Annotated in this window: 20 protein-coding genes; 7 read left to right on the top strand and 13 right to left on the bottom strand. The window is 32.8% G+C overall.

Features of this window, described 5'->3' with window-relative positions; translation table 11 throughout:
* The first annotated feature begins 272 nt into the window (after positions 1-272).
* Together IEW40_RS07460 and IEW40_RS07465 are read left to right on the top strand one after the other, a co-directional pair.
* The gene (locus tag IEW40_RS07460) at positions 273-1,886 is read left to right on the top strand and encodes an Ig-like domain-containing domain (RefSeq protein ID WP_188617439.1); all 1,614 of its coding nucleotides are present in this window, start codon (positions 273-275) and stop codon (positions 1,884-1,886) included.
* A gap of 3 nt (positions 1,887-1,889) precedes the next feature.
* The gene (locus tag IEW40_RS07465; protein ID WP_188617440.1) at positions 1,890-2,339 is read left to right on the top strand and encodes a heme-binding domain-containing protein; all 450 of its coding nucleotides are present in this window, start codon (positions 1,890-1,892) and stop codon (positions 2,337-2,339) included.
* Between the two features lie 38 nt (positions 2,340-2,377).
* Here IEW40_RS07465 and IEW40_RS07470 read toward each other — a convergent pair whose 3' ends face one another.
* From IEW40_RS07470 to IEW40_RS07490, 5 genes are all read right to left on the bottom strand, one after another.
* On the bottom strand, positions 2,378-2,887 hold the full coding sequence (locus IEW40_RS07470) for an NUDIX hydrolase (RefSeq protein WP_188617441.1): 510 nt from the start codon (positions 2,885-2,887) through the stop codon (positions 2,378-2,380).
* Complete coding sequence (gene xerD, locus IEW40_RS07475) at positions 2,884-3,786, bottom strand: site-specific tyrosine recombinase XerD (RefSeq protein WP_188617442.1); 903 nt, start codon at positions 3,784-3,786, stop codon at positions 2,884-2,886. Before xerD ends, IEW40_RS07470 begins: the two co-directional genes overlap by 4 nt.
* A gap of 76 nt (positions 3,787-3,862) precedes the next feature.
* Entirely contained in the window at positions 3,863-4,282 is a 420-nt protein-coding gene (locus tag IEW40_RS07480) for a deoxycytidylate deaminase (RefSeq protein WP_188617443.1), read from the bottom strand.
* Positions 4,283-4,328: 46 nt separating this feature from the next.
* The gene (locus IEW40_RS07485) at positions 4,329-5,096 is read right to left on the bottom strand and encodes an enoyl-CoA hydratase/isomerase family protein (RefSeq protein WP_188617444.1); all 768 of its coding nucleotides are present in this window, start codon (positions 5,094-5,096) and stop codon (positions 4,329-4,331) included.
* An 88-nt stretch (positions 5,097-5,184) separates the two neighbouring features.
* Positions 5,185-6,669, bottom strand: a complete 1,485-nt coding sequence (locus tag IEW40_RS07490; protein ID WP_188617445.1) for a catalase — start codon at positions 6,667-6,669, stop codon at positions 5,185-5,187.
* A gap of 186 nt (positions 6,670-6,855) precedes the next feature.
* Between IEW40_RS07490 and IEW40_RS07495 the strand changes: the two genes are divergently transcribed.
* From IEW40_RS07495 to IEW40_RS07515, 5 genes are all read left to right on the top strand, one after another.
* On the top strand, positions 6,856-7,809 hold the full coding sequence (locus IEW40_RS07495) for a LysR substrate-binding domain-containing protein (protein ID WP_188617446.1): 954 nt from the start codon (positions 6,856-6,858) through the stop codon (positions 7,807-7,809).
* Between the two features lie 221 nt (positions 7,810-8,030).
* Complete coding sequence (gene metK, locus IEW40_RS07500; protein WP_188617447.1) at positions 8,031-9,311, top strand: methionine adenosyltransferase; 1,281 nt, start codon at positions 8,031-8,033, stop codon at positions 9,309-9,311.
* Between the two features lie 73 nt (positions 9,312-9,384).
* Positions 9,385-9,861: a hypothetical protein gene (locus tag IEW40_RS07505; RefSeq protein WP_188617448.1), complete on the top strand. Its 477-nt coding sequence runs from the start codon at positions 9,385-9,387 to the stop codon at positions 9,859-9,861.
* 191 nt (positions 9,862-10,052) lie between these two features.
* A complete protein-coding gene (locus IEW40_RS07510) occupies positions 10,053-10,649 on the top strand; it encodes an RNA polymerase sigma factor (protein ID WP_188617449.1) in 597 nt (198 codons plus the stop codon).
* Positions 10,650-10,870: 221 nt separating this feature from the next.
* Positions 10,871-11,569, top strand: coding sequence for a YjjG family noncanonical pyrimidine nucleotidase (locus IEW40_RS07515; protein ID WP_188617450.1), 699 nt, complete (start codon positions 10,871-10,873; stop codon positions 11,567-11,569).
* A gap of 39 nt (positions 11,570-11,608) precedes the next feature.
* On the opposite strand, the gene IEW40_RS07520 is transcribed toward IEW40_RS07515, so the two are convergent.
* The 8 genes from IEW40_RS07520 to IEW40_RS07555 form a co-directional block, all read right to left on the bottom strand.
* Entirely contained in the window at positions 11,609-13,345 is a 1,737-nt protein-coding gene (locus IEW40_RS07520) for an APC family permease (RefSeq protein ID WP_188617451.1), read from the bottom strand.
* Between the two features lie 32 nt (positions 13,346-13,377).
* Positions 13,378-14,346, bottom strand: a complete 969-nt coding sequence (gene trpS, locus IEW40_RS07525) for a tryptophan--tRNA ligase (RefSeq protein ID WP_188617452.1) — start codon at positions 14,344-14,346, stop codon at positions 13,378-13,380.
* Between the two features lie 492 nt (positions 14,347-14,838).
* Positions 14,839-15,480 (bottom strand): SanA/YdcF family protein, encoded by a 642-nt coding sequence (locus IEW40_RS07530; protein ID WP_188617453.1) that lies wholly within the window; start codon positions 15,478-15,480, stop codon positions 14,839-14,841.
* A gap of 3 nt (positions 15,481-15,483) precedes the next feature.
* Positions 15,484-16,107, bottom strand: coding sequence for a lipoprotein signal peptidase (locus IEW40_RS07535; RefSeq protein ID WP_188617454.1), 624 nt, complete (start codon positions 16,105-16,107; stop codon positions 15,484-15,486).
* A gap of 19 nt (positions 16,108-16,126) precedes the next feature.
* A complete protein-coding gene (locus IEW40_RS07540) occupies positions 16,127-16,318 on the bottom strand; it encodes a DUF6576 domain-containing protein (RefSeq protein ID WP_229663399.1) in 192 nt (63 codons plus the stop codon).
* 144 nt (positions 16,319-16,462) lie between these two features.
* Positions 16,463-16,843, bottom strand: coding sequence for a TraR/DksA family transcriptional regulator (locus tag IEW40_RS07545; protein ID WP_188617455.1), 381 nt, complete (start codon positions 16,841-16,843; stop codon positions 16,463-16,465).
* Positions 16,844-16,937: 94 nt separating this feature from the next.
* Positions 16,938-20,345 (bottom strand): isoleucine--tRNA ligase, encoded by a 3,408-nt coding sequence (ileS, locus tag IEW40_RS07550; RefSeq protein WP_188617456.1) that lies wholly within the window; start codon positions 20,343-20,345, stop codon positions 16,938-16,940.
* 107 nt (positions 20,346-20,452) lie between these two features.
* A complete protein-coding gene (locus IEW40_RS07555; protein WP_229663400.1) occupies positions 20,453-20,947 on the bottom strand; it encodes a DUF2062 domain-containing protein in 495 nt (164 codons plus the stop codon).
* Between the last annotated feature and the right edge of the window lie 100 nt (positions 20,948-21,047).

The raw sequence follows: 21,047 nt of genomic DNA on the forward strand, positions 1-21,047 counted from the left end.
TTCTGAAGTATTCAGTTGGGGTTGTTTAACCTAAAATTTGGGGTTCGGAACCCCAAAATCCGGGTCTAAGACCGTAAATTATAGGTTAAGTAAGGTATAATTTCTATTAAAGAACCGCAAAATATAGGTTGGAGACCTCAAAAGATGAGTTCAGAACCATAAAATTTGATTTCGAGACCAGAACGCAGGAGTTTGAAACTAAAAAATCATAAACTTTCACAACTTATTTTATTAATAGAAAAGGTATTCTTAATTTTGCTCAAATTTCATTAATGAAAAAAATATTTTTTCTTCTCTTAATCAGTTTCGTGGTGGTTTCTTGTGCCAGAGTTGGTTCGCCAGATGGTGGTACAAAAGATTCATTAGCGCCCAAATTTTTAAGTTCTAATATTGATACTACCAGAATTAATGTTCCTAGAAACATTAAAGAACTTCGTCTAGATTTTGATGAATACGTAATGCTGAAAGATGTCAGCAAGAATTTAATTATTTCTCCGCCCATCAAATATAAAAAAGTAATTCCTTCTAATCTTGCCAATAAATATGTTCTGATTCAGTGGGAAGATTCTCTGAAAGCCAATACTACCTATAATTTTAATTTCGGGAATGCCATTGTAGATAATAATGAAGGAAATATTTTACCATATTTTAATTTTGCTTTTTCTACGGGTGATAAGATAGATGACACCTACATCAGCGGAACGGTAGAAGATGCCATGGCTTTTAAAAAGAAAAACGAAACCGCTAAAGACAATAAATATGTGGTAGGATTATATCCTATAATAGACGGTAAAACAGACTTTAAGCAAAAGCCAAGTTATATCGCAAAAGTAGATGAAGAAAATTATTTTGAACTCAATTATCTGCAAAAAGGTGATTATATTATCATTGCTTTTGATGACGAAAATCAAAACTCTATTTATGATGCGGGTAAAGAAAAAGTGGGTTTTCTGAAAGATAAAATCACCGTTTCTGATAATGTGAAAGGCGTAAAATTAAAATTATACCCTTCTAAAAAAGCATTTAAATTTATAGAATCTAAACCAATTTTTGGTGGAGCAATATTGGCCTTCGAAGGAAATCCTGAAAAAATAGACGTCAAATCTATTTCTCCGCAACTGTCAGAATATAAAATTGAACACCAGCCCAAATCTGACACCGTATATATTTGGTTTAATGATGCTCAAAATAAATTTGATCCTAAAGCCAGTACGCAATTGGATTTTAGTTTTGATACTTCTCAAAAACAAGATACTGTAAGGGTTTATTATAAACCAGTGAAAGATGAATTCAAAATAGAAAATAAAGAAGGAAGCCTTCTTGTTCCTAGTCAATATTTTAAAATTACGGCTAATCTTCCACTTCAATCAATTGATACTAAAGATTGGAAGCTGGAATCTGATAGCGTGGCAGTGAATTTCAATGCTAAAATTTCAGAGAAAAATCCTTACAACATATTAGTTTCAGCGGATTTTAAACTAACTAAAAAATATGCGTTGACTGTAATTAAAGGCTCTGTGAAATCTTATTTTGAAGGGATTCTTAAGTCGTATAAATTCGAATTTCAAGCAGACAAGCCAGAAAATTATGGCGGTTTTGTGATAAAGAAATTTATAAATAAACCAAAATCTATGTTTTGGGTAGAATTAACCAATGAAAAAGGAGAGGTGCTGTATTCTAGATATACCAATGATGATATGGTTTCTTTCACCAATTTAAAACCAGCGGTTTATATTGCAAGAATAAAAGTTGATGAAAACGAAAACGGAACTTGGGATGAAGCTGACTTTGCAAATAATATTTTAGCAGAGCCAATTTATATTTTTGAAAAAACAATAGAAGTGAGACCACTCTGGACTATAGAAGAAGATTGGGAAATAAAATAAAAAATGAAAAAAGTAATATTTTGGATATTAGGGATTTTTGTGGCGATACAGCTCATCCCGATTGATAGAACCAACAAGCCCGTAGATAAAACTCAGAATTTTGTAGATGTTATAAAACCACCAAAAGAAGTAGTGCAAATTCTAAAAAATGCGTGCTACGATTGCCATTCTAATGAGGTGAAATATCCTAAATATGCTTATGTAGCGCCTATTTCTTGGTCTGTGAAGCATCATATCAACGAAGGTAGAGAAAGAGTAAATTTCTCTATTTGGACTACCTATAATACAGACCAAAAAAATCACATCATAGACGACATTATGGAAACCGTGGAAAGCAAAGAAATGCCTTTAAAAGGATATTTGCCAATGCATCCGGAAGCAGACCTTACTGATGCACAAAGAAAGGTTTTTAATGATTATTTCAAACAATTACAGAAATCTGGTAAATTCTAAATATAAAAAAAGCTCCAATTTTTGGAGCTTTATGTTTTTTATAGGTAAGATTCAAAAAATTTTCTTTGAGAATCAAACGCAATATCATCCAGATTAATTTCTGATTTTTTAACCCAAATGGTTTCAGAAATTTCGTGGAGTTCTAATTTTTTTACTTCAAATTTTTCTTCTACTTCATATTCGAAAAATAAATCCAGAGTGTTATAGTCTATTTCTTTGTAGTGATAGACATTGGGCAAACTCATCAGAAATTTAAGTTTTTTGGTGTCTATTTCTAGTCTCAGTTCTTCCCAAAGTTCCCTAGTACAGGTTTCTTCAGCGCTTTCTTTAGGGTCTGTAAAGCCTCCAGCTAAATCTAGTTTTCCAAGTTTAGGATTTTGATTTCTTTTGGTTAAAAAAATTTCGTCACCACATTTTATCACTACTGCTACTGCTGCAGCACAGTTATGATACATTACAAAATCGCAATGACTACAAGAAAATTTTTTGTCTCCATCAAAGATGAGAGATTCTTTACCACACTTTGGACAAAATTTTAAGTGTTTCATATATTTCTAGGGTGATATTTTAAAATCACATCGTGCAACTCTTCTGTTTTTAAATGGGTGTAAATTTCTGTGGTAGTAATGCTAGAATGACCAAGCATTTCTTGTATAAAACGTAAATCTGCACCATTCTGAAGTAAATGAGTTGCAAAGGAATGACGGAATGTATGCGGAGAAATGTTTTTTCTAATTCCAGCTTTTTCGGCCAATTCTTTGATGATAATAAAAACAATAACACGCGACATAGCAGAGCCTCTGCTGTTCAAAAATAGAATGTCTTCGTATTTTTTATTGATTTTATTATTGATTCTTACATTTTCTATATAATTCTTGATTAGTTTAGAAGTGTATTTTGCCAAAGGTACAAATCTTATTTTTTTTCCTTTTCCTTCTACTTTGATAAACCCTTCTTTGAAATTAATGTCAGATATTTTTAAGTCAATTAATTCAGAAACTCGAAGTCCACATCCGTATAAAACTTCAATCATGCATTGGTTTCTAATTCCCAAGTCTGTGCTTATATCTATGCTTTTTGTGATTCTTTCAATGTCTTCTGTGCTTAGCGTGTCAGGCAAGTAGAGGCCTAATTTAGGGCCTTCTAGTAGAGTGGCGGGATTATCTTCTCTGATTTCTTCTTCTAATAAAAATTTAAAGAAAGATTTAATAGATGAGATCCATCTAGCTTGTGTTCTTTCACTGATTTTTTGTTTGGATTGTTGAACCAAATATTCCTGTAAGTCTTCATAACTTATAGTTTTTGGTTTAGCACTCTCTAAATTTTCTTCAGCATAAGTTTTAAATTTTCTAATGTCTCTGATGTACGCATCTAGAGTGTTGTCGGAGAAATTTCTTTCAAACTTCAAAAAGTTTGAGAAATTCTCAATCGTTTCATTCCATTCCATTTGTGTTTTTCTTCTTTTTTAATTGTGTTTTTCGAATAATACTAGTTTTTTAATGTGTTTTTAGATTTAGTTTATTTTATAAAAAGTTTTGTTCTATTTGTAAAATTTCTACATTTGATTGTTGTAAAAAATTTAACCCTTCCTCATCAGAGTATTTATCTATAAATACTAATCTTTTGATACCCGCTTGTAAAATGAGTTTACTGCATTCTTTGCAGGGTGATAGTGTTAGGTACAAAGTTGCTCCTTTTGCAGATTGCGTACTTGCAGCTAATTTTAAAATAGCATTGGCTTCGGCGTGTAATACGTACCAATGGGTTTTTCCTTCTTCGTCTTCGCAGCAATTTTCTGCTCCAGATGGCGTGCCATTGTAGCCATCAGAAATAATCATTCTGTCTTTTACTATAAGTGCGCCAACTTGTTTTCTTTGACAATAAGAGAGTTTTGCCCATTCTTTTGCCATCTTCAAATATGCGATATCAAATTTATTATGCATAATATTATATGAATGCAAAAATCGTGCTAAAGCCTGATTTTTTTTGTTAAAAATTAGGTTTTCTTTTGTTTATAAATGCTGATACCCCTTCTTTTTTATCATCAGTCTCAAAAAGTTCTGCGAAAGATTTTATCTCTATTTCATAACCGTTTTGATTATCAGATGCATTAACTGCTGCAATAGCTTTGGAGATTCCTTGTGGAGAATTTTTAGAGATTATAGAGGCGAGTTCTATTGTTTTTGGTAGAAGATTTTCTATTGGATAAACTTCGTTTACTAAGCCAATTTCTTTAGCTTTTTCTGCGCTAATCATTTTAGCAGAGAATATCATTTCATTTGCAATCCCTTTCCCTACTAATTTTGGTAAGCGCTGAGTTCCGCCGTATCCTGGGATTAAGCCCAAAGTAACCTCTGGCAAACCTAACTTGGCATTTTCTGAAGCATACCTTATGTGGCAAGACATTGCAAGTTCTAAACCGCCACCTAGTGCAAAGCCGTTTACAGCTGCAATAACTGGTTTTTTCAGGTTTTCAATTTTGTTAAAAAGCAAGTTTTGACCATTTCTCGCTAGTTGTTCGGCTTCATTTTGGCCAAAATCTGAAAATTCTTTGATGTCAGCACCAGCAACAAAAGATTTTTGTCCACTACCTGTGATGATGATTACTCTACAATCTGTATCATTTTCTATGAGGTCTAACGCTGAACTGAGCTCAGAAATTGTTGCGCCATTTAGTGCATTAAGACTTTCGGGTCTATTGATGGTGATGATGCTTATTTTTTCTTGTCTTTCAAGAATGATGTTTTCAAAAGTCATATTATGTTAAGTTTTTTGTTTTTAAACTTGTTTTAAAAAAAACCAAGCAAATACTGCTTGGTTTGTATCCAATAAATAGAATAGCACTTTATTTAGTATGTTTCATTACATTGTCGTCTATTTTTACACTAAGTCCAGAGGCTACTCTCATCCCCAGCTCTACATTTGCTCTGAAGAAATGACACAGTTGACGGTTGATTATTAGATCTTTGTTTGGTCCGTCTATTTTATTCATGTGTCCTATGATGTTATTCACAAGATTAGTTCTTTCTTCTGTGTTCATAGCTTTAGTGTAAAGTAATCCAGGTTGTGTGTAGTGGTCATTATCATCCTCGTTTCTATCGAAGTGAGCGACAAAGTTGCTGTCTAAATCTTCTTCGAATTTTTTGTAAGAAGCGTCTGGTTTTATATCGTCAAAACTATTAGGGTAATAATTAGGCGCGTCTTCATAATTTTTAGCATTTGCCATGTAACCATCTCTTTGATAGTTGTTTACTTGGAAAGGGCAACGGTTAACTTCTAGTTGATGTGCATTTACGCCCAATCTGTATCGGTGCGCATCCGGATAAGAAAATAACCTGCCTTGAAGCATTTTATCTGGTGAAAAACTAATGCCATCTATTAGATTGCTCGGTGAAAATGCAGATTGTTCTACATGGGCAAAATAATTTCTAGGAATTTCATTAAGTTCCATTTCGCCAACTTCTATCAAAGGAAATTCGCTTTGAAACCAAACTTTGGTAATGTCAAAGGGGTTCCACTTGAATTCTCTAGCTTGTTCCTCCGTCATTACTTGGATGTACATCGTCCATTTAGGGAAGTCTCCTTTTTCTATGGCGTTACATAGGTCTTCTTGTGCGAAATCAGGGTTTTCTCCACTCATTTTTATAGCTTCGGCATCTGTGAAGTTTTTGATTCCCTGTTTTGTTTTTAGATGAAATTTCACCCAAACTCTCTCGTTTTTAGCATTTATCATAGAGAAAGTATGAGAGCCAAAACCATGCATGTGTCTGTAGCCAAATGGTGTGCCTCTATCGCTCATCAAAATGAGAACTTGATGAAGGCTTTCTGGATTTAAGCTCCAAAAATCCCACATCATGGTATGAGATTTTAGGTTAGTTTTTGGATGTCTTTTTTGAGTATGGATGAAATCTGGGAATTTTTTGGCATCTTTTATAAAGAAAACAGGCGTATTATTGCCCACCAAATCCCAATTTCCGTCTTCGGTATAAAACTTCAGAGCAAAACCTCTTGGGTCTCTAGCGGTGTCTGCGCTTCCTTTTTCTCCTCCTACAGTAGAAAATCGGGCAAACATCTTGCAAGTATTTCCGATTTTAGAAAACAATTTTGCTCTTGTGTATTTTGTGATGTCATTGGTAATTGTAAATTTTCCATAAGCACCAGTTCCTTTAGCATGAACTACTCTCTCTGGAATTCTTTCTCTAACAAAATGCGCCAAGTTTTCTTGAAGGATGAAATCTTGAAGAAGTACAGGTCCTCTAGCACCTACAGTTTGAGAATCTTGATGCTCAAAATAGGGTATTCCTGATGAATTGGTTAGTTTTTTGCTCATTTTTACTGATCAATTTTTTATGAAAAATCAAATGATAAAATTAAGAGGAATAAATTAGAATTCAAAGAATAATTAATGAATTAAATCAATTAGTTTTTACAAATAAAATCTTAACATAAATAAACTAATAAAATTAGTTTAATTCGTGGTTCTTCTCTATATTTGTAATAGAAATTATACATATTTATGAATATTCAACAACTAGAATATCTAATAGCAGTAGATAAATATAAGCATTTTGGTAAAGCTGCACAAGCGTGTTTTATAACACAGCCTACTTTAAGTGCTATGATACAGAAGTTTGAGGATGAAATGGAGGTTAAAATTTTTGACAGAACCACTCATCCTATCAGAACTACAGATATCGGAGCGCAAATTATAGAGCAAGCAAGAGTGGTAGTAGATTCTGTGATGGAACTTAAAAATAAAGCGAGCATTCTAAACAATGTTTTGGCTGGTAAAATTAATTTAGGAATTATTCCTACAGTTTCTAGTTTCATTCTTCCGGTAGAAATTTTTGAGTTTTTATCCAATAATCCAAAAATTGAATTGAATGTGAAAGAAATGACCACGGAAAATGTCATCAAAGCATTAAAGTCAGGAGAGTTAGATGCGGGAATTATTTCTACCCCATACGCAGAGGCGGATGAGTTTTTTGCAGATTTCCTTTTCAATGAAGAATTAATGGTCTATTCTGCACAAAAAATAGCAAAAGATAATGACGATGAGTTTATAATGCCTAGTGACGTAGATGTAAACAAAGTATGGTTATTAGAAGAAGGCAACTGTCTTAGAACGCAGTTTGAGAATATATGCCATCTCAAAGAAAATTCATTAAAGCCTAAAAATCTAGATTTTATGGCTTCTAATATCAATACACTTATTCACATGGTAGATAAAATTGGTGGACTTACCGTTTTGCCAGAATTGGCAGTGTCACAGCTCTCGGATGATCAAAAGGATAAAATACATCATTTCAAAAAACCATTTCCTTATAGAGAAATCAGTTTAATTTATTATAAACCTACCTACAAGCAAAAGATTTTAGATGAATTGGTAGGTTCTATTAGAAAATCAATGGCTAATAAATTGAATTATAACGAACAGCCTCAGGATTTTGTAATGATAAGCCCACAATAATCACAAGCTCTGCTAAATTTGCAGAGCTTTTTTCATAACTATTTTGAAATTAGAAAAATACTCTGTAATTTTGCAACTCAAATTTCAGAGGAAAAATTTGGACTGATTGCAACCTCAATAAAAAATGCTAAAACAGATAATTTCTTTTTAGTTCTTGGTGGCTTTCTTTATCTTTTTTTCTGCTGAATAATATTAATCTTAATTATTGAAAAAAGAAGAATATGCCTTATTTATTCACATCTGAATCCGTTTCAGAAGGACATCCAGACAAAGTAGCAGACCAGATTTCTGATGCGCTAATCGATAATTTTTTAGCTTATGATAAAACGTCTAAAGTAGCCTGCGAAACTTTAGTAACTACTGGTCAAGTGGTTTTGGCAGGTGAAGTAAAGTCAGAAGCTTATCTAGACGTGCAAAGTATTGCTAGAGAAGTAATCAATGGGATTGGTTACACCAAAGGAGAATACATGTTTAATGGCGATTCTTGTGGCGTGATTTCAGCTATCCATGAACAGTCTCCAGATATTAACCAAGGTGTAGACAGAGTTTCTGGTGAAGCAGATTTTGAAACCAAGGCTAATGCACAAGGTGCAGGAGATCAAGGAATGATGTTTGGTTATGCAACCAATGAAACTGATAATTATATGCCACTTGCTTTAGATTTAGCTCATTCTATTCTTAGAGAATTGTCTGCCATCAGAAGAGAAGGTAAAGAAATTACTTATCTTCGCCCAGATGCTAAATCTCAGGTTACTATAGAATATTCTGATGATCATAAACCACAGAGAATTGATGCAATTGTAGTTTCTACTCAGCACGATGATTTTGCAGAAGATGAAGAAATGCTTGCAAAAATCAGAAAAGATATTGTAGAAATTCTTATCCCTAGAGTAGTTGCTCAACAAAAACCAGAAATTCAAGCATTATTTAATGACCAAATTAAATACCATATCAACCCAACTGGTAAATTTGTAATTGGTGGGCCTCATGGTGATACGGGTCTTACAGGAAGAAAAATTATTGTAGATACTTACGGTGGTAAAGGTGCTCACGGTGGTGGTGCTTTCTCAGGTAAAGACCCGTCTAAAGTAGACAGAAGTGCTGCTTATGCTACCAGACATATTGCTAAAAACCTAGTTGCAGCAGGTGTAGCAGATGAAGTTTTGGTGCAAGTTTCTTATGCGATTGGTGTAGCAGAACCTTGTGGTTTATTCATTAACACTTATGGAACTTCTAAAGTACAGATTAATGATGGCGAATTAGCCAAAAAAGTTCAAGAATTATTTGACCTAAGACCTTATGCAATTGAGCAAAATTTGAAATTAAGAAACCCAATTTATCAAGAGACTGCAGCTTACGGACACATGGGAAGAGATTACTATGTAGCAAGTAAAACTTTTAATAAAGGACAAAAGAACGAACTTACTCTAGACAATCTAGAGTTTTTTACTTGGGAAAAACTAGACCGAGTAGAAGATGTGAAAAAAGCTTTTGGATTATAAGAGTTCATTAAATTTATAGCAGATAAACCGTTCATTTATGAGCGGTTTTCTTATTTTTACACAAAAATTTAAGATGAATTTCAAAAAATATATATTATTCTATTTCCTGATTGTGTTTTCTAGTTTTTCTAAAGCTCAGATTACTACACATCCTACCATTTTTGCAGGATATCAATATCAAAATCAAAGTTTCGGAGAGTTGGGAGCAAGATTTATTTTCTTAAAAAAAGATGATGTAATATACAGACTTTCTGGTTCGGCTTTAGTGGGCTCTGTACATCGTAAATTGATGGTTTTGCCAAAAATTCAGGGAGATGTGCTTTTAAATTTCAGTAAAAATGACGACATTAAACATTCTTATTATTTTCTTTTAGGAGCAGAAACTACCAATAAATATATAGCGCCAAAAGCAGGTGTTTCTCTTTTTGGGATTGTAGATTTTACTGGGGGTTATGCCATTAATTATGGTCATCAATTACTTAATGGTAAGGAGCTAAAAGGGCTTAATTTTAATTTTAGCATTAATATTCCATTAGTAGTTTTAGAATAATTAAGAAAATAATATCAGTCATTTTAGTAAATTTCTGAAAATTTGTTTTGATATTGTTACAATTTTTATAAATTTGTCATTAATAACAGTAAACCATATACTATAGATCAAAATTTACTTCATTTAATAAACCACTAAAAACCGAGAAAACTTGCTTAGCTGCTCGTTTTCTATTATAATGAAGTAAAGTTATGGCTACTACACTACTTACAGACAGTTTACTCATTGCTAAATACCAGCAAGGTGACGAAAGCGCCTTATCTGAATTAATTAGGAGAAATAAAAAAGAACTCTATTCATTCATTTTCTATAAAATAATGGATGAAGAATTAGCAAATGACCTCTTCCAAGATACTTTTGTGAAAATCATTATTTCCTTAAAAGAAGGAAGATATAATGATGATGGTAAATTTATACTTTGGGCAAAAAGAATTGCTCATAATCTAATCATTGACCATTTTAGACTAAAGAATAAATACGTAAAAATCTCTGAAACCACCTACGAAAATGATGAATTTTCCATATTCGATTTGTTGAGAGAAACCGAAGAAAACATAGAAGATAGATTGGTCACCAATCAGATTTATGAAGATTTAATGAAGATTACATTGTTTTTACCAGAGAATCAACAAGAAGTGATTAGATTGCGTTTTTTTGATGGGTTAAGTTTCAAAGAAATTGCAGAGCAAACCAATACCAGTATTAATACCACATTAGGTAGAGTGCGCTATGCGCTAATTAATATGAGAAAAATAATGGAGGATCATCAAATAATTTTAACAAGGTAATACAATAAATATTAGGCAGTTTCGTTATGTAAGTAAACAACCAAATTAAGCCTATGAAAAAAAATTACCCTCTTAAAAATCCGATTCTGATGCCCAAAAAATCTACTATTGATTTTTTATTGAGTTTTTCAAAATCCATTGTAGTGATAAAGACAAATCATCAAAGATTTATAGTTTCTAAAAATTAAATTAAAAATTTATTTTACTTAAATTTGTGCCCTATGAAAAACATAAGGCACATTTTTTTTGACCTAGATAATACACTCTGGGACCATCGTAAAAACGCTAAACTTACCCTAGAAAAACTTTTCAAAAAATATCAGATTCAAGAGAAATTTCAAATAAAATTTGAAGATTTTCATGCCAAGTATGATGAAATCAATGAACATCTTTGGGAGCTCATTAGAGACGAAAAAATAAATAAAGAATACCTTAGAAAGCATCGTTTTTATGATACTTTTTTGCATTTTGATGTAGATGATTTTGAACTAGCTCAGATTTTTGAGCATCAGTTTTTAGATGAAATCATTGCTTATAATGAATTAGTGGAAGGAAGTATTGAAATTTTGGAGTATTTAAAATCTAAAAACTATACAATTCATATTATATCAAACGGTTTCCACGAAGTTACTCACCGAAAAATTGACGGTTCTGGCATCAGAAAATATGTAGATACGGTGACTAGTGCAGATGATGTAAATGTGAGAAAACCCAACCTTAGGATTTTTGATTACGCACTTAACCAAGCTAAAGCAGAAAAGTCAGAATCTATTCTCATTGGTGATGATTGGATTGCAGATATCGAAGGCGCTCAGAATTTCGGAATTGAAGTAATTTTCTTTAATGCTTTGCTAGAAAACAAAACTGAAGAAGGCTTGATAATCGTCCAAAAATTAGAAGAAATTAGAAGTTATTTATAAAATTAATCCCTTTCAAAAATTGAGAAAGGGATTTGTTTTTTATAAAATTAATCTAACGCCACCTAAATCTTCTACTCTGTGGCTAAATCTATCGCCAGGTGAAGATATAAACATAAAATTTTTAGGAATATTCCATCGTTTACTGAGTTCATCTACTTTTTCAGGGGTGAATTCACCTTGTTCTATAATGTATTCCATATCAACTTCGGGATAGGCTCTGTCTAGCGCGTCAAAATCTACCAAAAATTGTTCTGTAGGTTTTTGATATTCTTTTAATACTGAAACTATTTTTATTTTGTTGGTAGTTTCATTTTCATGTAAGTACATCATCACCTTGTTCAGAGATGCTATGTCATCACCTTTAGAAAAGAAAACAAATTGTTGTTTGGTTAATTTTTTTATAGAATTATATAAAGATCTTTCGCTCATAACGGTGTGCTTTCTATACTTACCTTGAACAGAATTTAAAACTTTTGCCATAAAAACCATAATGTCTTTTCTCGCCAACATTGCTGAGATAATTAAAATAGAAGGCACAAAATACGTAAGGAAAGTCACTAAATATTTAGGATTAGAAACTATAGTTCCATATATGGCAATAACTACAGCAATTAATGCAATTAAAACAGAAAACGGGCTTGCAATTTCTGGCCTAGGTAATTTGGTTCTTCTTAGTTTTAACAAGATATTACCAACTGCAAAAAACGCCATAACCGTTAAGAATGACAAAGCGTAAACGCCAGCCAATGGCCCTATCTCTCCTTTGGTTACAAATAAAACCGAAATGCATAACAAGAAGAATAAAGCCAATATTCTATAAGTGCTTCCTTTTTTGTTTTCCTTTAAGAAATAGTTTGGGAGAATTCTATCTAGTGTCATTCTTTTAATTAAACCATTTACCCCAACAAAAGAGGTAAGAACCGCGCCGCTGAGAACAGTAACTGCATTTATAGAAATAAGTGTAGCCAAATATTTTCCTCCCGTAAGTTCTGCCATATGAGAAAGAAAAGAATTTTTATATTCGTTTACCTCAGAAAGCGGCATAATCGAAATGGCTAAAATGGCCATCAAAGGATTAAGAACAGAAACAGCAATCCACATATTTTTTAGCGTTTTCGGGAAAACGCCTTTGTCTTGTTCTTCTACAAAATTGGCAGAACTTTCAAATCCAGAAATTCCGAGCATGGCAGCACTGAAGCCCAAGATTAAAGCCTTAAGAATTCCGCCAGATTGTAATGGCATTTTCCAGTTTTGGATAAGAATATCTAAACCATTATTGGCAATAAAGTAAACTGAAAATATGACCAAAACGAGCATTGAAACCATATGAAAAACAAAAATTACCAATGCTACAATGGCACTTTCGGAAATTCCTAAAATGGTAATTCCCAAAAAGAAAAGTAATAAGAAAAAGGTAGCCCAAATTACATTGAAACTTGGGAAAATATGATGCAGATAGTGCATTCCTTCGCTTGCAGAAATTACGGCAGTTGCCATATAAGACAAAATGGTAAGTGTAGCTGCTAGTGCTGCATTACTTTTGGAGGAAGAATTAAGTAGTACATTGTATGCGCCACCATTTAGAGGAAGTGCACCTACTACTTCGCCATAGATTTTTCTAAAAAGAAAGAGCGTTCCCGCTACCATCAAAAGGGCAATCCACGCATATTGACCAGCTACGCCAATCGTAAGTGCAGAAACGTACAGTACAGATGAGGTAATGTCGTTTCCGCAAATGGCAGTAGCATTCCATTCATTTAGTTTTTTGTGTGACATTATTTGTGTTTGTTTTAACACAAATATACAAATTACATTCCTAAACTAAGTCGTACTCTTTTTAAAGTTTCAGCTGCTATTTTTCTGGTTTTTTCTGCACCTTCTTGTAATTTGGCGTCTAGTTCAGAAAGATTGTTCATATAATAATTGAATTTTTCTCTTTCTGTTTTGAAATTTTCTAGAATTAAATTCAATAATTCAGTTTTTGCATGTCCGTAACCGTAATTTCCACCCAAATATTTAGCGCGCATTTCTGCAACTTGGGTTTCATTGGCCAATAAAGAATAAATGGCAAAAACTTTACAAGTATCAGGGTTTTTCGGTTCTTCTAAAGGTGTAGAATCTGTTTCGATAGACATGATTTGTTTTTTCAAAGCTTTGTCTGCCAAGAAAATATTGATAATGTTTCCTCTAGATTTAGACATTTTGTTTCCATCAGTTCCCGGAACGTATTTCGTATCTTTTTGTAATTCAGCTTGTGGAAGCACAAAAACTTCACCCATTTGATTATTAAATCTTGCACCAACATCTCTTGCCATTTCCAAATGCTGCAATTGGTCTTTCCCAACCGGAACTATTTCAGCATCGTACAATAAAATATCTGCCGCCATCAACATAGGATAGGTGAAAAGTCCAGCATTTACATCTTCTAATCGGTCTGCTTTATCCTTGAAAGAATGCGCCAATTGCAATCTAGAATACGGGAAAAAGCAAGACAAATACCAAGAAAGTTCACAAACTTCAGGAATATCAGATTGTCTGTAGAAATAGGTTTTTTCGGTGTCTAAACCACAAGCTAACCAAGCTGCAGCAATTTCGTAAGTGTTTTGTTTTAGTTCTTCAGCATTTTTAATTTGGGTTAAAGAATGCATATTAGCTATAAACAAAAACGATTCGTTTTCAGATTTTTTAGATAATTCTATGGCAGGAATGATGGCTCCCAAAAGATTTCCTAAATGTGGAGTTCCTGTTGCTTGTATTCCGGTGAGGATTCTTGACATTTTTTTATGATTGATAAATGATGGTTGATAATTGATTGTAAAGTGGAGCAAAAATACGGAAAAGAAAAAACTTCAAGAAATTTCTTGAAGTTTAATATTTTTTAAATTTTATATTATGAAATATTTTTTTCCAAGGAAAAAGATAAATAATAAGAAAAATTGATAGAAATTTTATTTGTCTAATGTTTTTTTCTGACCTTCCAGAAATAAAATACTTATCAAAAGTTTCGTCGTATAAAACATTTACTTTGTCAAATTTTTTCTTTGATTTACAATTTCCTATTTCAATATAATAATCTTTATTATTTATGATAACTTTGATTATAGAATTTCTTTTGAATCCACCACAACTAAGATCTAATATTGTTGTAGTAATAAAATTATTATTCTGCTCAATTTTTTTGTGATGAAAGTAGAAATATGAGGAAATTAATACTCCAATAAAAATTAAAGCAATAATGTACAATTGATTTTTGTAGTAATATTTTTCTATCATTTAATCTCCACTTTCTTCCCGCCAAATTTCGGCTCAACTTCCAAAAGAAAATCTATAAAAACTTTAGCTCTGGCAAAATATTCTCTGATTTTTGTTTTAATGCCAAAATATTTATTCACGTCTTTTGCATTGAAACCGTAAGCTTTTATTCCGTAGTGTTGCGCAAGGAAAACTGCTCTTTCGTTGTGAAATTTTTGCGAAATAATGATAAAAGAATTTTGTCCGAAAATTTCTTTGGCTCTAACTACAGAATCTAATGTTCTGAAACCTGCAAAATCCAACACAATTTTATCAGCAGGAATTCCTCTTTTTATCAATTCTGCTTGTATGTCTTCAGGTTCGCTATAATCTTTGATAGAATTATCTCCGCTAATTAAGATGTATTTTATTTTCCCAGATTTGTAGAGTTGTTCTGCGGCATCAATTCGGTTGAAAAAGTAGGCATTTTCTATGCCGTTGCTCAGGAATTTACCAGTTCCTAAAAGTAAACCTATTTTTTTGTTGGGTATTTTTTGGACATCGTACGTGACAAAATCTTTGGTTTCAGTTTCTATTTTATGATTTGCCCACCAAACAAAAAGGACTGAAATTCCGAAGAAAATCAATCCGTAAATGATTATTTTTTTAAGAATTTTCATACTTTAAATATCTAAACCATTAGGAAAAGCTTTTTTTCTAAAAATAAGCAATAATGCTGCCCCTACAGAAATTGCGGCATCTGCAACATTAAAGATATAACTGAAAAATTCAAAATGTCTTCCTAAAGCATTGAATGAGAACAATGGGAAATGAAACATATCTACCACGCAACCTTTCATAAAGTGAGAATAGCCTTCCCCGAAAGGAACCAATTTAGAAACTCCACTGTAGCCAATCCAAGTATTGGTAGATGCATCATAAAAAGAGCCACTATCGAAAATCATTCCGTAAAACATTCCGTCTATCAGATTTCCTATAGCGCCAGCAAAGATAATAGACATTGGGATGATAAGATAATTAGAAGCGCCTTCTTTTAGCCATTTTTTGAAAAGGTAAATCATTCCGCCAATTAAGAAAACTCTTAGAATTACTAATAAATATTTTCCTAAAAGTCCACCAAACTGAATTCCGTAGGCCATGCCAGGGTTTTCTACAAAAGTGATTTTCCACCAATCTAAACCGAAAACATTAATACTTTCATTAATGCTAAAATGCGTTTTTACGTAGATTTTAGAAGCTTGGTCTAGCAATAAAATTAAAAATGTAATAAGAGCTATTTTTTTCAAAACAAAAATTTTAAATTAGTTATTTCTGAGAAAGTTCGTTTAGTCTTTTGCGGTCTTTTTCGTTTAAGTCGTCTATTCCGTTTTTTCCCATTTTACTTAAAAGATGGTCTATTTCTTTTTCCCTTTCTCTCTTTGCTGCATTATACCTATCATCTATGGTATAATTCTTAGTCTTGTCAGTTGAAAACTTTTCTTTGATTGTGTTTCTCATTAGAAATACAATCAACACTAAAATGATTAATCCAATAAAAATAGTATTCATAATGCGATGCAAAAATATAAATAAAAGGTTTATAAAGTGATATTTTTTTCACGATATAAACCTTTAGTATTTTGTGATAAATTTTAAAAAAAATTATCTCTGCATATTTTTAGCTTCTATGCTTAGTGTAGCATGTGGTACAGCCTTTAATCTTTCTTTTGGGATTAATTTTCCAGTTACTCTGCACACACCGTATGTTTTATTTTCAATTCTCATCAGTGCGTGTTTCAGGTCTCTGATGAATTTTTCTTGTCTTCCAGCTAGAATAGCATTTTGCTCTTTGCTTAATGTTTCTGCACCTTCTTCGAAAGCCTTGAAGGTAGGAGAGGTATCATCTGTACCGTTGTTTTGGTTGTTGATAAAACTCTCATTAATCATCGCTAAGTCTTTTTCAGCTTTCTCTATTTTAGCTTGAATTAATGCTTTGAACTCCTTCAGTTCCGCGTCACTGTATCTTACTCTATCTTCTGCCATAATGGTTTTGTTTTTTTGTTAAAAATTGTTTGATGGCTTTTGATTAAAATCGGTTTAATTAAGATTTAAACAAATTTCTAAAATTTCAAATACTTCAAACTTTTTCAACGTTTGCTTTAAAATTCACTTCATCTATTTCGATTTCTTCCGAAATTGGAAGTGAATTTACAAATTCTATTTTATCTGACAATACTTCTGTACAAATATATTGTTCATTGTTAGTAAGTTCTTGCTTGAAAGGGCAATTTTCTTCTAATTTGATTGTAATTCTATCTGTTAAGTCAAAATCTTTATCTTTTCTTAAATTCTGAATTCTATTGATGAATTCTCTTGCAATTCCTTCTGCTTTTAAATCATCTGTAATAGTTAAATCTAATGCTACTGTAGTTTTTCCTTCACTGGTAACGGTCCATCCTGGAATATCTTTCGTGAAAATTTCTACATCTGCTAGGTTGATTTCGTAACCAGAAATCATCATTTTTCCTTCTTTTTCTAAAGCAGCAATTTGCTCCGAAGTCATATTGTTGATTTCACCAGCTACCGTTTTCATATCTTTTCCTAATCTTTGACCTAAAGATTTGAAATTCGGTTTTATCTGTTTTACAATTAAGTGAGAAGCTTCTTCTGCATTGATCAATTGCAATTCTTTTACGTTGACTTCTTGTTTGATGAGTTCTGAAACTGCCAAAATTTGCTCTTCCGTTTTCTTATCCAGAACAGGTATCATCACTTTTTGAAGCGGTTGACGAACCTTCACGTTTTCTTTCTTTCTTAAAGAGAAAACCATAGAAGTGATGGTTTGTGCCAAATGCGTTTTTTCTACCAAATTTTGGTCGATTAAACTTTCATCCACTTTCGGGAAATCTGTTAAATGAACAGATTCTGCGTTATCTTTTCCTGTAACCGCGTTCAAATCTTGGTACAACTGGTCCATAAAAAACGGAGCAATTGGTGCAGAAATTTTCGCCACAGTTTCTAAGCAAGTATATAAAGTTTGGTAAGCCGAAATTTTGTCTTCGCTATAATCGCCTTTCCAGAAACGTCTTCTGCAAAGTCTTACATACCAATTACTTAAGTTGTCGTTCACAAAATTGTTAATCGCTCTTGCTACTTTCGTAGGTTCGTAATCTTCATAAAATTCGGTAACATCTTTCACTAAAAGATTTAATTCAGATAAAATCCATCGGTCGATTTCAGGGCGATTTTCTACTTCTTTTTCAGAATAATTAAATCCATCAACATTCGCATATAAACTGAAGAAAGAATACGTGTTATAAAGCGTTCCGAAGAATTTTCTACGCACTTCGTCTATTCCTTCTAAATCAAATTTCAGATTTTCCCAAGGATTGGCGTTAGAAATCATATACCAACGCGTTGCATCGGGACCATATTTTTGTAAAGTTTCAAAAGGGTCGATTGCGTTTCCGAGACGTTTCGACATTTTTTGTCCGTTTTTGTCAAGAACCAAACCGTTAGAAACCACGTTTTTATAAGCAATAGAATCGAAAACAGTAGTTCCGATTGCATGAAGCGTGTAAAACCAACCTCTGGTTTGGTCAACTCCTTCTGCAATGAAATCTGCTGGGAAAGCTTTTCCGCTGTCAATCATTTCCTTATTTTCGAAAGGATAATGCAATTGTGCATAAGGCATAGAACCAGAATCAAACCAAACATCAATCAAATCAGATTCACGTTTCATAGGTTTTCCAGAATCTGAAACCAAAGTAATGGCATCGACAATATTTTTGTGTAAATCTATTTTTGCATAGTTTTCGGCAGACATATTTCCGATTTCAAAATCTTTGAAAGGATTTTCTGTCATCAAACCAGCTTCGATAGATTTTTGAATTTCGTTCACCAATTCCTCTACAGAACCGATTACTTTTTGCTCCTTCAAATCTTCACTTCTCCAAATTGGCAAAGGAATTCCCCAATATCTTGAACGAGAAAGATTCCAATCGTTTACATTTTCTAACCAATTCGCAAATCTTCCTTCACCAGTTGACTTTGGCTTCCAATTGATGGTTTCGTTCAGTTCTACCAAACGATTTCTCACCGAAGTCATTTTCACGAACCAAGAATCCAAAGGATAGTACAAAACAGGTTTGTCAGTTCTCCAACAGTGTGGGTAACTGTGAACATATTTTTCTACTTTGAAGGCTTTGTTTTCGGTTTTTAGTAAAATCGCGAGTTCTACATCCCAAGATTTTTCAGGCGCAGTTCCTTCGTCATAATATTCGTTTTTAATATATTTTCCGCTAAATAATTCAGGAACGTTTTCACCTTTCAAGAATCTTCCTGTTAAATCTACCAAAGGAACGAGGTTGTCATTTTCATCTTTTACCAACATTGGCGGAATTCCGTTTTCTTGCGCAACTCTGTTATCATCTGCCCCGAAAGTTGGCGCAATGTGTACAATACCAGTTCCGTCTTCCGTGGTTACAAAATCTCCGATAATTACTCGGAACGCTTTTTCAGGATTTTCTGCGGGTAAAAACCAAGGGATTAATTGTTCATAAGTAGTTCCTGCTAAATCTTCGCCGGTAAATTCTGCTAAAATTTGGTAAGGAATGGTTTTACTTTCAGCAGTGTAATTGGCAAAATCTTCATCAGTTCCTTCTGCAAATTTTTTCCCGAATTGTTTTTCCAATAACGGACGAGCCAAAATAATAGTAATAGGCTCAAAAGTATATTGATTGAAGGTTTTCACCAAAACATATTCTATATCTCTACCTACAGCAAGAGCGGTGTTAGAAGGCAATGTCCAAGGAGTAGTCGTCCAAGCCAGAATGCTTAGATTCGAAATTTGAGATTCGAGATTCGAGATTTTCTCTGTTGCTTTTTCAGAAAGTTGTTTTACTGAAAACTGAGCTACAACCGTAGTGTCAGAAACATCACGGTAAGTTCCAGGTTGGTTCAGTTCGTGAGACGAAAGCCCAGTTCCTGCTTTTGGAGAATACGGTTGAATGGTGTAACCTTTGTACAATAAATCTTTGTTGTACAATTGTTTTAGCAACCACCAAACCGTTTCCATATATTTTGGTTCATAGGTAATGTAAGGATTGTCTAAATCTACCCAATATCCAATTTTTTCCGTCAAATCATTCCAAACATCGGTGTAACGCATTACAGCATTTCTACACGCTTGGTTGTATTCTTCTACAGTAATTTTTTTACCGATATCTTCTTTGGTAATTCCGAGTTCTTTTTCTACGCCTAATTCTACAGGCAAACCATGAGTGTCCCAACCTGCTTTTCTGAAAACTTGTTTTCCGTTTTGTGTTTGAAATCTGCAGAAAATATCCTTCAACGCTCTCGCCATTACGTGGTGAATTCCTGGCATTCCGTTGGCAGAAGGCGGTCCTTCGTAAAAAACGTATTCAGGTTTTCCTTCGCGTGTTTCTACGGATTTTTTAAACGTTTCATTGGTTTTCCAAAAATGAGCAACATTGTCTGCTACAGCATTTAGGTTCAGTTGCTTGTATTCTGTGAACTTCTTCATTATATCTCGGTTTCTACTGTTAAATTTTAAGTCTGCGAATATAATGATTTTTCGTGAATTTTTTATTAAGTTTTGTTTAAAATTGTTGGTTTTAAGAGAGTTAAGATTTAATGGGTTTTCTCTTTCTTTTCTTTGAAAAACTTCATCAAAAAGTAGAAAATAAAACCTGCAATCACCGAAAAAAGACTTGCGAAGATTAAACTACCTATGATATATTGCAAGAGATTTTCTTTTACCGTTTCTAGGTTAAATTCTTGTTCTGTTAAAGGTTTTTCTCCACTAATAAAATAAGAGCCAAAAAATAGAGAAGCTGCAATAGTAAAGGGGACGAAAAATGGTAAACTGATGATTTGAGAAAAAATAAAACTCAGAAATTTGTTAAGTTTAAGAATGACGGCAAGTGAAATTACCAACACCGAATGGAATCCCCAAAAAGGAGACAAACCAATAAAAATTCCTAGGGCAATAGAAAAAGCTTTGTTCTTATTACTTCCGTCGGTCTCTAAAATGTTTTCTTTGAAAAATCTCTTAAAACCTTTCCTGCGAAAATATCTGTAGAATATTTTCTGACTTTGGATGGAATTTTGGATGAAGTTTTTCAATGGAACATAATTTTTACAAATTTAATTTATTTTCAAATGAACATTATTTAAATGAAAGTTAATTTGACTTTAATCAAAAAAAATAAGAGAAAAACTTGGT

Origin of the sequence: Cloacibacterium rupense, from assembly GCF_014645495.1 — a bacterium.
Taxonomy (GTDB): domain Bacteria; phylum Bacteroidota; class Bacteroidia; order Flavobacteriales; family Weeksellaceae; genus Cloacibacterium; species Cloacibacterium rupense.

Excerpts from the sequence above, each read along its gene's own strand:
- IEW40_RS07460 (WP_188617439.1), top strand. The coding sequence starts at position 273 with ATGAAAAAAATATTTTTTCTTCTCTTAATCAGTTTCGTGGTGGTTTCT.
- IEW40_RS07465 (WP_188617440.1), top strand. The coding sequence starts at position 1,890 with ATGAAAAAAGTAATATTTTGGATATTAGGGATTTTTGTGGCGATACAG.
- IEW40_RS07470 (WP_188617441.1), bottom strand. The coding sequence starts at position 2,887 with ATGAAACACTTAAAATTTTGTCCAAAGTGTGGTAAAGAATCTCTCATC.
- xerD (WP_188617442.1), bottom strand. The coding sequence starts at position 3,786 with ATGGAATGGAATGAAACGATTGAGAATTTCTCAAACTTTTTGAAGTTT.
- IEW40_RS07480 (WP_188617443.1), bottom strand. The coding sequence starts at position 4,282 with ATGCATAATAAATTTGATATCGCATATTTGAAGATGGCAAAAGAATGG.
- IEW40_RS07485 (WP_188617444.1), bottom strand. The coding sequence starts at position 5,096 with ATGACTTTTGAAAACATCATTCTTGAAAGACAAGAAAAAATAAGCATC.
- IEW40_RS07490 (WP_188617445.1), bottom strand. The coding sequence starts at position 6,669 with ATGAGCAAAAAACTAACCAATTCATCAGGAATACCCTATTTTGAGCAT.
- IEW40_RS07495 (WP_188617446.1), top strand. The coding sequence starts at position 6,856 with ATGAATATTCAACAACTAGAATATCTAATAGCAGTAGATAAATATAAG.
- metK (WP_188617447.1), top strand. The coding sequence starts at position 8,031 with ATGCCTTATTTATTCACATCTGAATCCGTTTCAGAAGGACATCCAGAC.
- IEW40_RS07505 (WP_188617448.1), top strand. The coding sequence starts at position 9,385 with ATGAATTTCAAAAAATATATATTATTCTATTTCCTGATTGTGTTTTCT.
- IEW40_RS07510 (WP_188617449.1), top strand. The coding sequence starts at position 10,053 with ATGGCTACTACACTACTTACAGACAGTTTACTCATTGCTAAATACCAG.
- IEW40_RS07515 (WP_188617450.1), top strand. The coding sequence starts at position 10,871 with ATGAAAAACATAAGGCACATTTTTTTTGACCTAGATAATACACTCTGG.
- IEW40_RS07520 (WP_188617451.1), bottom strand. The coding sequence starts at position 13,345 with ATGTCACACAAAAAACTAAATGAATGGAATGCTACTGCCATTTGCGGA.
- trpS (WP_188617452.1), bottom strand. The coding sequence starts at position 14,346 with ATGTCAAGAATCCTCACCGGAATACAAGCAACAGGAACTCCACATTTA.
- IEW40_RS07530 (WP_188617453.1), bottom strand. The coding sequence starts at position 15,480 with ATGAAAATTCTTAAAAAAATAATCATTTACGGATTGATTTTCTTCGGA.
- IEW40_RS07540 (WP_229663399.1), bottom strand. The coding sequence starts at position 16,318 with ATGAGAAACACAATCAAAGAAAAGTTTTCAACTGACAAGACTAAGAAT.
- IEW40_RS07545 (WP_188617455.1), bottom strand. The coding sequence starts at position 16,843 with ATGGCAGAAGATAGAGTAAGATACAGTGACGCGGAACTGAAGGAGTTC.
- ileS (WP_188617456.1), bottom strand. The coding sequence starts at position 20,345 with ATGAAGAAGTTCACAGAATACAAGCAACTGAACCTAAATGCTGTAGCA.